The sequence below is a fragment of the Pirellulaceae bacterium genome (genome assembly GCA_019636385.1).
Classification (GTDB): Bacteria; Planctomycetota; Planctomycetia; order Pirellulales; family Pirellulaceae; genus Aureliella.
Window position 1 is genome coordinate 657024 of the sequence record JAHBXT010000003.1, and the last position, 12582, is coordinate 669605.

General features: G+C 55.9%; 9 protein-coding genes. 2 read left to right on the forward strand and 7 right to left on the reverse strand.

The window, feature by feature from the left end; all coding sequences use genetic code 11:
• Window positions 1-11: 11 nt before the first annotated feature.
• From tadA to map, 7 genes are all read right to left on the reverse strand, one after another.
• A complete protein-coding gene (gene tadA, locus KF752_13280; protein ID MBX3422520.1) occupies window positions 12-1385 on the reverse strand; it encodes a Flp pilus assembly complex ATPase component TadA in 1374 nt (457 codons plus the stop codon).
• Window positions 1386-1393: 8 nt separating this feature from the next.
• A complete protein-coding gene (locus KF752_13285) occupies window positions 1394-2530 on the reverse strand; it encodes a PilT/PilU family type 4a pilus ATPase (GenBank protein MBX3422521.1) in 1137 nt (378 codons plus the stop codon).
• A 129-nt stretch (window positions 2531-2659) separates the two neighbouring features.
• The gene (hisF, locus tag KF752_13290) at window positions 2660-3445 is read right to left on the reverse strand and encodes an imidazole glycerol phosphate synthase subunit HisF (protein MBX3422522.1); all 786 of its coding nucleotides are present in this window, start codon (window positions 3443-3445) and stop codon (window positions 2660-2662) included.
• A 5-nt stretch (window positions 3446-3450) separates the two neighbouring features.
• Window positions 3451-4470, reverse strand: coding sequence for a biotin synthase BioB (gene bioB, locus KF752_13295; GenBank protein MBX3422523.1), 1020 nt, complete (start codon window positions 4468-4470; stop codon window positions 3451-3453).
• A gap of 14 nt (window positions 4471-4484) precedes the next feature.
• On the reverse strand, window positions 4485-5186 hold the full coding sequence (locus KF752_13300) for an FKBP-type peptidyl-prolyl cis-trans isomerase (GenBank protein MBX3422524.1): 702 nt from the start codon (window positions 5184-5186) through the stop codon (window positions 4485-4487).
• A 338-nt stretch (window positions 5187-5524) separates the two neighbouring features.
• Window positions 5525-6760: a glutamate-1-semialdehyde 2,1-aminomutase gene (gene hemL / locus KF752_13305; protein MBX3422525.1), complete on the reverse strand. Its 1236-nt coding sequence runs from the start codon at window positions 6758-6760 to the stop codon at window positions 5525-5527.
• A gap of 490 nt (window positions 6761-7250) precedes the next feature.
• Window positions 7251-8063, reverse strand: coding sequence for a type I methionyl aminopeptidase (gene map, locus KF752_13310; protein MBX3422526.1), 813 nt, complete (start codon window positions 8061-8063; stop codon window positions 7251-7253).
• 248 nt (window positions 8064-8311) lie between these two features.
• Between map and KF752_13315 the strand changes: the two genes are divergently transcribed.
• Entirely contained in the window at window positions 8312-10582 is a 2271-nt protein-coding gene (locus KF752_13315) for a penicillin acylase family protein (protein MBX3422527.1), read from the forward strand.
• Between the two features lie 648 nt (window positions 10583-11230).
• Window positions 11231-12580: a Na(+)-translocating NADH-quinone reductase subunit A gene (locus KF752_13320; protein MBX3422528.1), complete on the forward strand. Its 1350-nt coding sequence runs from the start codon at window positions 11231-11233 to the stop codon at window positions 12578-12580.
• The last annotated feature ends 2 nt before the right edge of the window (window positions 12581-12582 follow it).

Here is a 12582-nt window from a genome sequence, read left to right on the forward strand (position 1 = left end):
CGGTACCTCGTTTAAGATTTGGCTGTCAGCACGCGCTGCAATTCCGGCAGGCTGGTAATGCCCGTGGCTACCGCCAACACGCCTTCTTCTTGAATCGTCAAGAAACCTTGCCTGCGAGCCACCGAAAGTACGTGACTTGGTTCAGGATTCTTGAGAATCGCTTGTCGTATTTCGTTGTTCAGAGCCAACAGCTCAAAAACGGCTGCTCGCCCAAAATAGCCACGGCCGCCACACTTGCTGCAAATCTGGATTTCGATAGGCTTGCCGTTGGCGTCGACACGCTGTTCTGGAGGCGGTGGAATGCAGGGCTGGTACAGAACCTGAATACGTCCCGGTGGCAATCCTAGCTTCTGCAGCAAAGCCGGACTTGGTTGAAACGGTTGTCTGCAGTCAACGCACAGTCGCCGCACGAGGCGCTGGTTTAGGACTCCACAGGTGATCTCCAGCATCAACTTGGCTGATTTGCGGTAATTGGCCAACAGTTTCAACAGTGCTTCGACCGCCGAGCCTGCCACAAGTCGTGTAATGGCGTAACGGTGTTCATCTTTGACCTCTTCGCAGATCAATTCGGCCAATTCCGCAGACCCTAGATCGGGCATGACCAACACATCGGGTTGTTTGAGCAGCAGGCTCTTGAGCACCGTCTGGGCGGTCTCGCCGGCGGCGGAGCTGAAGGTGTGATTGGTCACATTGATGATTTCCGGTTCATCGCTGGTCACCTCAAATACCGCATGAAAGTCGCGAATGAAGCGATCGGCTGCCTCAAGTCCCACTCGCCAAGTCGTCGGCAGCCCTTGTCCGGGAGGGCTGCTGAACAGGAACAGCGCATCGGAACTATTGATCAACTGTTTGAATCGCTCCTGCATGCCGTCGCGCATGCCCAGGTCTGTCAGTGTGTTGAGCACCGGCTTCTTGGGGGCGATGGTGATCAGCGCACGCTCGCCGGTGGCGACCCCTTGACTGGCAAAGCGAAAAATCCAGTCGATGCCTTGAAACTTCACCGGTAGCTTGCCCTTTTGTTGTGATCGGCGATCACTAGGATTCAGCAAGCACAGTGTCTTCAGTACCGCCAACATGCCATCACCATTTTCGCGGTCCAGCGGTGGTAGCTTCTCCCATACTCCGTCTACGCGGCAGCGCAGGCTGGCACCTTGGGCGGTAAAGTCCAGCAGAATTTGGTCGGCTCGATTACGAAGTGAATGAGCGACCAGCATTACTGCCACCGGATAATGTGGCATGGCGCGGCTGGAGATTAATACCCCCTGCTGTTGTTGCTTGTCCGGGGCGTCCGGTTTGAACTCGACCGGTGGCAAAGCCACCTTGGGGTCTGTGCCCGCCAAGAGCGTCGGTTCGTTGGACGCCGGCTTCTTCTTTCTGCCAAACATGCTGCGCCTTAGATGATTCCTGGAGAGCTAACTTCGATTCCTTTGAGCGCCATCTTCAGCGCGTCTTTATTAGGCGCAACGGCAAACGCGGTCGGTCGATCGATCAGTTCGTCGTCGATCAGTTGCTTTAAGCTCATCGTAAAGTCCTGCATGCCTTCGGCCGCGCCGATGCGAATTGCGTCAGGCAGTTTCGAATCTTTGCCTTCCAGCACCAATTTCTGAATCATGGGTGTGAAGGTCATGATTTCGACAGTCGGTACTCGACCGACACCAGGCTTGATCGACTTGAGCAGCTTTTGTGCCACGATGCCTTTCATGTTAAATGCAATTGCTGAGCGGATGGCACCGTGCATCTCTTCAGGGAATAAGTCCAGAATACGACCGATCGTGGTTGGTGCGCTGGATGCGTGAATGGTTCCAAATACCAGGTGGCCGGTTTCGGCAGCATGGATGGCCGTCATGAACGTCTCTTGATCGCGCATCTCGCCCACCAGGATAATATCTGGGTCTTCGCGGACGGCGTGCTTCATGCCAATCTCAAAATCCCTGACGTCCTGGCCAATTTCGCGCTGATTGATCAGGCATTTATCCTCCGTGAACACGAATTCGATGGGGTCTTCGAGCGTCAAAATGTGTTTGCTATAAATCGAGTTGATGTAGTTCAAAATCGAGCCGATGGTCGTGCTCTTACCCGAACCGGTGACACCAGCCAACAAAACCATGCCTTGATCATGGTGGCATAAGTGCTCAATCGATGGTGGCAGATATAAACCGGCAAACGGTGGAATTTGGTTGTTGACACGGCGGGCCACCAAACCGATCTGGCCCAATTGCTTGAGCATATTAACGCGAAATCGCCAGTGGATGCCATCCACTTCAACCACATACGCAAAGTCCGCTCCGCCATCCTGCTCAAAAATCTTTCGGTTGCGGTCGTCCAGCATCGGCACCAGCAGCCGCACCATCTCCTCGTTTTCGATCGCCGGATGATTCAGCGGCTTGAGCGTTCCGTTAACGCGAACGATGGGAGGATTGCCGACCTTCATGTGCAAGTCGCTGCCCTTGAGCTTGACCAGCGCGCGGAAGAACTTGTCTACCTCCAGCGCCTCGCGCTTCTTGAGCAGGCTGCCGATGAGGCGATCCATGGTGGCGTCGCCTGTTCCGCGTACTTCTTCAGCGTCGGACACGTGTTAAACTCTCCGTCACAACGAAACAAATGAAAAGGTTGACGACCGCTCCAACATCCCCAACCCGACGGCAGGCCATATCGCACATCAGGCGGGGGTGGTCCGGCGCAGGCGGACCGGAATACCCCTGTCCGCCATAATGCGCTTGGTCTGTTCTATTGTAAACTGACCGAAGTGAAAAATACTGGCTGCCAGAGCGGCATCGGCCCTTCCAAGCTGAATTGCATCAGCCAAATGCTCAGGACAACCCGCTCCTCCGCTGGCCACCACCGGGATTTGAACGGCTCGGCTGACCGCAGCCGTGATCTCTAGATCGTAACCGTTGCAGGTGCCATCGCAGTCCATACTGGTCAAAACGATCTCGCCAGCGCCCAATTCCTGGACCTGCCTAGCCCATGATACGGCTTCCAGGCCGGTGGGAGTTCGCCCTCCGTGGGTGTGAACCTCCCAGATTTCCTGACCGTCTCGATAGACACGCTTAGGGTCGATATTTACGACGATACACTGGCTGCCAAAACGGTCTGCGGCTTGAGCGACTAGTTCAGGGTGGGTGACCGCCGTAGTATTGATGGAGACTTTGTCACATCCGGCCTGCAGCAGTGCTCGAATGTCCTCTAGGCTGCGAATGCCTCCGCCGACAGTCAGCGGCATGAAGACCTGTTCGGCGGTCCTACGGACCACATCCAGCATGATGGCCCGCTTTTGGTGACTGGCCGTGATGTCCAGAAATACCAGCTCGTCGGCCCCCTCGCGCTCGTAACGCGCAGCCACCTGGACCGGGTCGCCAGCATCGCGCAGATTCACAAAATTGGTGCCCTTCACGACGCGCCCCTCGGTCACGTCCAAGCACGGGATAACGCGTTTGGCCAGCATGATACTCAGTTGCTCGGGGTCTGAACACGAGTCATCTGGAAGCCCAGATCGCGAATCATATCGTAATCGGCCTGAGGCGGTTGACCTTTGGTGGTCAAATAGTCGCCCACAAACAGGCTGTTGGCCACGTACAGACTGAGCGGCTGCAGCGACCGCAAGTGCTTTTCGCGACCGCCGGCAATTCGCAGTTCGCTGGCAGGATTGACAAACCGCACCATGCACAGAGCGCGCAAGCAATCTTGCGGGGTCAGCTCATCGCGCTGTTCCAACGGCGTGCCTTCGATCGCATGCAGAAAATTGATCGGAATCGACTCGACGTTCAAATTGCGCAGCTCCATGGCCATGGCCACTAGATCTTCCGGCGATTGCCCCATGCCAATGATGCCACCACTGCACAATTCTAAGCCAGCGGCTCGGACGTTGTGCAACGTATCCAGCCGATCCTGGTAGGTGTGGGTCGAGCAGATTTCGGCGTAATGCTCGCGGCTAGTGTTGAGGTTATGATTCACGCGATCCACGCCGCAGGATTTTAGTCGTGATGCTTGATCGGAGGATAACAGTCCCAAGCACGCACAAACATGCAGGTCAAAGCGCTGTTTGATCATCGGCACCACAGTTTCCACGGCGTTCATTTCACGCTCGTTGGGCGAGCGGCCGCTGATCACGATGCAATAGGTCTTGGACCCGCGCTCATGAGCCAATTGTGCACCCTCAAGTAACTGGTCGGGCGACAGCATCCGGTATTTTTCGATCGGAGCAGACGAGAGCTTCGACTGTGAACAGTAGCCGCAGTCTTCAGGACACAGGCCGCTCTTGGCGTTGACTAGAAAATAGAGCTGAACTGTCTTGCCAAAGTGCTTCTGTCGCAGGCGAAAGGCACCGGCGATCAGGTCCAATAATTGGTCATCACCTGACTGCAATATGCTGAGCGCTTGACGGTCGTCGAGCGGTTGGCCGCCCAGAACTTGTTCGGCCAACCGCTGCCACTGGGTGCTCTCGGCGGCGACTTCATGTATGAGGCTCATCGTCCAATCCGTAGTTAATTAACTTCTAATAGTTCGACTTCAAAAATCAGGACCTCATTGGGTCCAATGGCGCCCTGCGAGCCCTGTTCGCCATAGCCCAAATTGGGTGGAATGTACAGCATCCACTTGTCCCCAACCTTCATTCGCTGCAAGGCTTCGGTCCATCCGGGAATGACTTTGCCAACGGGGGTTGTGAACGGTTCGCCGCGTTTGATTGAACTATCAAAAATGCGTCCATCTGTCAGCTTGCCTTCATAGTGTACCGTGACCGTGCTTTCCGCCGTCGGGGTCGCGCCGCTGCCAGACTTGATGATCTTGTATTGCAGGCCACTGGCAGTAACCTGAACCCCTTCTTGCTTCTTGTTTTCTTCAATAAACTTCATCGACTCAACGAGCTTGGCAGCAATCATCTCGCTCCTTCGCTTCTCAAGTTTGCCCACGAATTGCTGCATGGCAGCTTGCAGTTGCTCGTTCGTAGCCTCTGGCTCGACCAAGTTCAATCCTCGCAGCAGGCCGCGCACGAAATCAGCTTCTACGATATCTTCGGCCTTTACGCCTTGACTGGCCAGGTTCGCGCCATAGTTGAAACCTAGGCCATAGGACACCACATCACCAACTGGCTTGGCCGGTTTAGTGTCCAGAATTTCAAGCTTCTCTTGACCGCCGACTCGGACCGCCACTAGCGCTACGAGGGCACACACAATGATACTTCGCATTCACTTGTCCTTTTGATTGGTAAAAGCTGCCAGCCTAATCCGCCGGTCGCTGTTTCGACCCAGGTGTCCCAGAGTTATATCGCAAACCTACCAAAAACACAGGTCAATTGGGTCGTCCCGATGCATCCGACAAAAAGCCTGAGGTGACTCGTCTCCGCACCCTCTGGTTGCTGGGCTTCGGCAGGTAGCCCGACCGTCTTCCAGGCTTTGGCGGCTTTTGGGCGGCTCGACAGACCTGCGGTCGCACCGTGAGTCCGAGCGGAGCCTCAAAATCAGGGCCTTCCCTGCGGATTCTGGGAACGAATTCCGTCCGCACGCATGCTGCCAGACCCAAGGATTTACAGGTCAGCTAGGACGCGCCTGGCTGCCGCAATTGTCTGGTCAATTAGTTCCGTGCTGTGCTCGGTTGATACGAACAGAGCCTCAAATTGACTGCACGGCATGTAGACTCCTTGGCGAATCAGCCCCCAGAAGTACTTGCCAAAGCGCGTGCGGTCCGACTTGGCGGCGTCGTCCCAGTTCCACACCGGCTTCGGATTAAAGAACAGCGTCATCATGCTGCCAACTCGCTGTAATTGGTGGGCAATCCCCGCAGCAGTCGCGGCCGCCGACAGTCCCTCAGCCAGTCGCCGCGATTGTCGCTCAAGCAAGTCATAGGGATTCTCGTCGCGCAACAATTCCAAGGTGCGAATGCCAGCCGCAGTGGCAACCGGATTTCCGCTGAGGGTGCCCGCTTGAAAGATCTTGCCTGCAGGCAAGACATTGTCCATCAAGTCAGCGCGGCCACCGTAGGCACCCAGCGGCATGCCACCGCCTACGATCTTGCCCAGAGTCGTGATGTCCGGGATGACCGAGTACAACTGTTGCGCACCGCCATAAGCCACGCGAAAGCCGGTCATTACTTCATCAAAAATCAGCACTGCACCTGATAGATCACATAGGCGGCGTGCGGTTTGTAGGAAACCTTCTCGCGGCGTTACACAGCCCATGTTGCCAACGATCGGCTCCAAGATCACTCCCGCAATGGACTGGCCACGCTCGGCGAACAGCGCTTCCAGCGCTTGAATGTCGTTGTAGGGCATGACGCAAGTATCGCGACTGGTGCCGACGGTCACGCCTGGTGAATCCGGCACACCCAGATTAGCTGCCGAACTGCCGGCGGCTACCAGTAAACTGTCGGCGTGACCATGATAGTTGCCAGAGAATTTCACGATGACATCGCGCCCGGTCGCTCCGCGCGCCAAGCGAATGGCGCTCATCGTGGCTTCCGTTCCACTGCTGACCAAACGCAGTTTTTGAATACTGGGCATGGCGGCGCAGATCAACTCTGCCAATTGTGATTCCGATTCGGTAGGTGCACCGTAGCTAGTACCGCGCTCAGCCGCCAGCACAATCGACTCGATGACCTCTTTGCGAGCATGACCCAGAATCATCGGCCCCCACGATCCAATATAGTCGATCAAACGATTGCCATCGATGTCATACAGGAATGGCCCTGCAGCGCGCTGGATAAACAGTGGCCGGCCACCGACTGCCCCGAACGCCCGGGCTGGACTGTTGACTCCGCCCGGCATCCTGTTGCAAGCGCGCTCGAAAGCCGCCAGAGAACGTTGCTGCTGAAATCCGGCGGATGGTGAGTTCAATTCCGATGCTCCCAGGGGCAATTGCGTACACAATGATTCGATTAACCACAGCCAGCGGGCTATTGTAGCTACCGTCGCCAGACGGCGAAAACCCTGCCTAGCTTCGTTAGGTGGGTCTCGGTCGCGGCGCAAATAGCCAACAAACTCAATCCAAAACCGTTAATTATCACACCACCACAGTCCCGCGACCGCCGGCCCACCATCGGGGCTGAAATAAATCCCGTCCGACCCTACGATGCAAAGCTGCTGCTGGGCCGGCGCGGGGCCGAACTGTTCTGCATCTGGACGGTTCTGCATCTGAAGTTCATGCGCTGTGAAAAAAATCCAACTGCCTCAAACATATTTATCCATTCACGACCCCGCTGGTCCCACCCTACGTAGCTGTGTACCCCCACCGCATACCCTACCTTGCGATGCAAAGTCAGGTGCTGAAGCGATGGCCGCGTTGTGGCCCGTCTTGGGTCTGAGTCAGTATTTCTGGACCATCCTCGGCCATGAGTATCGTGTGCTCGAACTGCGCCGACAAGCGTGCGTCTCGAGTGCGCACCGTCCAGCCATCGGACTTGTCCAGCTTCGTAAAGCGTGTGCCGGCGTTGATCATCGGCTCAATCGTAAAGCACATGCCGGGCAGTAGCCGCTGTTGACGCGATTTTCGATCCGGAAAATGAGGGACGTTAGGTGGTTGGTGGAAGACTTGACCGAGCCCATGCCCGACGTACTCGCGCACCACCGAAAACCCGCGCCGATGTGCCTCGCGCACAATAGCATCGCCAATCGTGCTGACGGGACAGCCCGGCGAGAGCGCGTCGATCGCCAAGTGCATACAGTCAAATGCCGCTTGAGTTACCGCGATGGCCTCGGCGCTGGCACTGCCGATAATGAACGTCTCGGACTGATCACCATACCACCCTTCGACGATCGTGGTGATGTCGATATTGACGATGTCGCCTTCACGCAGTGATTGTGGGCCGGGTATGCCATGACAGATGACATCGTTGACGCTGATGCAACAGCTCTTAGGAAACCCCATGTATCCTAGCGTGGCCGGTTGATGCCCGTGGTCGCGCGTGTATTGGTAGACTAGCGAGTCGATGGACTCCGTGGTTATGCCGGGACGAATCCGACGACGGACTTCGTCCATCAACTGCGCGTTGAATCGGCATGCCGTGCGCATCCTTTCACGGCCTTCGTAGCCCAAGAGGAGCTTGCGTGTTTGTTTGTCGGGCTGAAGCATGGATTAGGTGTCAAATGGTCGACCGCTCGCATGGAAATGCGGCGCGCAATTGAACGGGATGAGGCTGAGAAAAGATGATACTCGGAAAGAATTATAGTCTACAAGGGCTGTCTGAGTCGCCCAGCGTTCCCATATTGGCAGCTTGCATTAGAATGGTCGTACCGTGAGCGGCGTTCGTAAGTTGGTTGGACCACCGCCAATCACGCCGCCTTTTTGTGATGTTCACAAGTTTTCTGGAAGTCGATTCGATGCCTTTGAATGGTTCTTATACACAGCTGGATAACGTGATAGCTAGCAGTCTCTCGTCAGTACGTGGAAGGTGCCGCGTTATTGGGCTACCGCTGGCAGGCTGGCTGGTAAGCTGTGGATTGGCCGTATGCTGGCTTGTGCCGGGTCCGGCCGCCGCAGCGGAGGTTTCCGAATTAGCCCAGAAGCTGGCCAGCCGCTCGACCATCTACCGCGACCAGTTTGGCGTGCCGCATATCGACGCGCGTGATCTTCCGGCAGCAGCCTTTGCGTTTGGCTATTGCCAGTGCGAGGATTACTTTTGGCAAGTCGAAGACAGCATCGTCTGGTCGTTGGGCCGTTACGCCGAGCTAAATGGCGCGACGGGCGTCGATAGCGACACCCTGACACATGCTTTCGAGATACCTCGCCGTACCGAACAAGACTACGTTCAATATACGGGAGAAAACCGCGAGGTCGGTGAGGCGTTTATCGAAGGCTTGAACTATTACCTGGCCAAGAATCCGGACGTCAAACCGCGACTGCTGACCCGATTCGAGCCCTGGCACCTGTTGGCGCTGGGGCGTCGTGTCTACTTGGAGCTGTCGTGCCTGTCCAATCACATCAACACCGGCATGAATCCCATGGGCTCTGGTGATGCTGTGGCCCAAATCGGTTCCAATGCCTGGGCGGTTGGGCCATCGAAAACGGCGGCTGGTTCGACGATGCTATTCATCAATCCGCATCAACCATTTTATGGATACGGCCAATGGTACGAGGGGCACATTCGCACCGACGACGGGATTGACTTCTATGGAGCAGCCTTCTTCGGCAGTCCCCTGCCAGCCATCGGCCACAACCACCGCTGTGGCTGGAGTTTTACAGTCAACGAGCCGGATGTGTTCGATGTCTGGAATGTCAAATTCGAGTCGGATCAGCCCAATCATTACCGCCATGGGGAGCAGCTACGGGAAGCCACTCAGTGGCAGCAAGAAATCAAAGTCAAGGGGCAGCCGACGCGCAGGCTGGTGCTGCGCAAGACGCATCATGGTCCGATCGTCAAACAGAATAAGGATGGCACATTCCAGGCATATCAATGCGCCAATCTGTTTGAGCATGATTTCCTTAGTCAGCTCAAGCAGATGCTGCGTAGTGAGAACGTCTATCAAGTGCGTGATGCCATGGGCATGCAGGGTCTGCCCATTTTCAATACGGTGGCTGCCGATGATCAGGGTAACATCCTGTACCTGTACAGCGGTGTCGTTCCGCGCCGCGATCCGGCCTGGGATTGGACTAAGCCCGTCGACGGCAACGATCCCCGCACCGACTGGCGCGGGCTACACACCGTAGACGAACTGCCGCAGGTGATCAATCCGCCAACCGGATATGTGCAGAGTTGCAATGCAACACCGTTTACCACGACCGATGACGGAAATCCATCGCGACTTGATTTCCCGCCGTATATGGTGACCGATCAGCACGATGACAAGCGCCGCGCCCAGGTCAGCCGATCGATTCTCCGCGCTGCCCAAGACTTGACTCTGGATCAATTCGAAAACCTGGCCTTTGACACCCGATTGTACTGGGCAATCAATGAATTGCCCGCCTTACGCAGGCACTTCGCTCGGCTTGAGCAATCCACGCCGGCGCTGGCCGAACAAGCCCGGCCTTATTTACAGCACTTTGACGGCTGGGATTGCCGCGTGAGTGTCGATTGCACACGCTCGGCGCTGTGCGTTGCTTGGTACGAAGAACTGTATGGCTTCGGCTATCCGGCAGAGACGCTCAAGCCCGAATATGTCCAAAACCCGGATAAGAAATTTGAGGCCTTGGTCAAGGCTGCCAATAAGCTGCAATCGAATTTCAAGAATTGGAAAGTGCGGTGGGGCGACATTTATCGCTTGCAGCGGCATCCGAATGTGGCCAATCTGATCGCCATCCCATTTAGCGACCGCAAGCCCAGCATTCCCTGTGCCGGCGCTCCCGGTCCACTGGGGATTGTGTTTACAGTCTACTATACACCCAGCATCTTTATTCCGCTGTTGCGCGAGACACGCAATCAATACGCGGTGGTTGGTGCGTCCTATTCTGGCGTGGTCGAATTTTCGAGTCAGGGAGTGCGTAGTAAGTCACTGCATAATTACGGCAGTAGCAGCGACCCGAATTCACCTCACTATTTCGATCAGGCTCAACTGATGTCCGAGAGTCGCATGAAAGACACCCTGTTCGACTGGCAGCAAATTCGCGCGCAGTCGCCGCGCAGCTATCATGCCGGCTCGGCAGCCTCAAGGTAGCTACCTACGGCAAAATTGGCACCCCCGTCGCTACGTTCGCTATAGAACTGTTCCCCAGTAGCTACTTTCGCCAGAGCGTGAAGCGCCCAGTGGTTGCAGCGTGCGCAGCAGCCACCGCCATTTGCGATAGTTTATGTTGGGAGATTCGTATACCCCAAGCACACTCAGGAGCCGACCGTGCAAAATAAGGCTCAGGAATTGCCAAAACTTATTGCCAAAACTCACCGTGACCTGGCGATGCTTATCGCAATGGACCGAACCTTAGTGTGGACGTCGGCTAGCAAATTTCTTCCCTAGAAAACGTCGCTGGGAAACGTTGCGGCGCCGGCCTGCTAAGCTGCGATGTTTGGGGGTTTTGGCGTTTGGTGTGTCGGCTGTGGCAAAGTTCGGACGAATCTGCGATTGCCAGCACCTAGTTTGCCCGTCATATTGGAGAGATGGTCGTTGGGCTGGATGCGCCAGGCGACTTTAACATGGGCTGGACCGAGCAGAGTTCTTGGCGGCCTAATTTTTTGGCTTGCCTATGTGAAAGGTTTCACAAACTAGCATGTTTCTGGCTGCAAAAGGGCGATTTATCGCGTATGCAGGAAGGTCGCTGGTGGGCAGGCGCGTCTGTTACAGCCACTGGAAAGTTAAAGGGCGGCAGTAATGGTTGAACGAATTGAGATTGGCCGCGGACTGAACATTCCCATTGAAGGTCAGCCCGCCGAGCACATGGATGCTATCGATACAGGTCGCGTTGGACTAGTCGGGGAAGACTATATCGGGATGCGTCCTACCATGCTGGTGGCCACTGGCGAGCGCGTCGAGGTTGGGCAACCTCTGTTGGAAGACAAGAAGACGCCGGGCGTACTGTTTACCAGTCCTATCGCCGGCAAAGTTGTAGAGATCAATCGAGGCGAGAAGCGGCTGTTTCAGTCGTTGGTCATCGAGCGCGATGGTCAGGCCAGTCGCTTGTTTGCCACTCATGAGGCAAGCCGACTTGAATCCCTGTCGCGCCAGCAGGTCGTCGACCAACTGGTGCAATCTGGACTGTGGACGGCGCTGCGTACGCGGCCATATTCTCGGATACCGGCGCCGCAATCGGTGCCTCACGCTGTGTTTATCAACGCGATGGATACCAATCCCCTGGCACCCAATCCGGATGCTATCATCCGTGAGCGTCGTGAAGAATTTGCTGCTGGTGTGCGCTTGGTTTCTCGGTTGACTGAGGGCAAGACCTACGTCTGTCGGCAGCCGGGCAGCGACGCACCGACCGACTTTGGCAGCCGAACTGTAATCGCTGAATTCGATGGTCCGCATCCGGCCGGTTTGGTCGGCACGCAGATGCATTTCTTGAGTCCGGTCAGCAGTAAACGCACCAATTGGCACTTGAATTATCAAGATGCGATTGCAATTGGGCATTTGTTCTTGAATGGCAAACTGGATGCGACTCGCGTTATTTCTCTAGCAGGTCCGGGAGTCCAAAAGCCGCGACTGATAAAGACTGTTTGGGGAGCATCGTTAGACGAACTGACCGCCGGAAAACTGAAGGACGGTGTGCAGCGAGTCGTTTCGGGGTCTGTGCTATGCGGTCGCAAGCTGCATTCACCCTGCGGCTTTTTGGGGCGTTATCACTTGCAGGTCAGCGTGCTGCTTGAGGGCACTGCGCGTGAGTTTTTAGGTTGGCAGAAGCCGGGCTTTGGCAAGTTCTCAGCCACGCGCGCCTTTGCTTCTGCAGTCGTGGCTGCCAAGCGTTTTGCTTTGACAACCAATTTGGGCGGTAGCGAGCGCGCTATGGTGCCGATTGGCGTCTACGAGAAAGTTATGCCGTTGGATCTAATTCCAACGCTGTTGTTGCGGTCGCTGATCTCGCGCGATACGGGAACAGCCCAGGAGCTGGGTTGTTTGGAATTGGACGAGGAGGATTTGGCCTTGTGCACCTTTGTTTGTCCGGGCAAGTACGACTATGGCGACATTCTCCGCGACAACTTGCTGAGAATTGAAAAGGAAGGATAGTC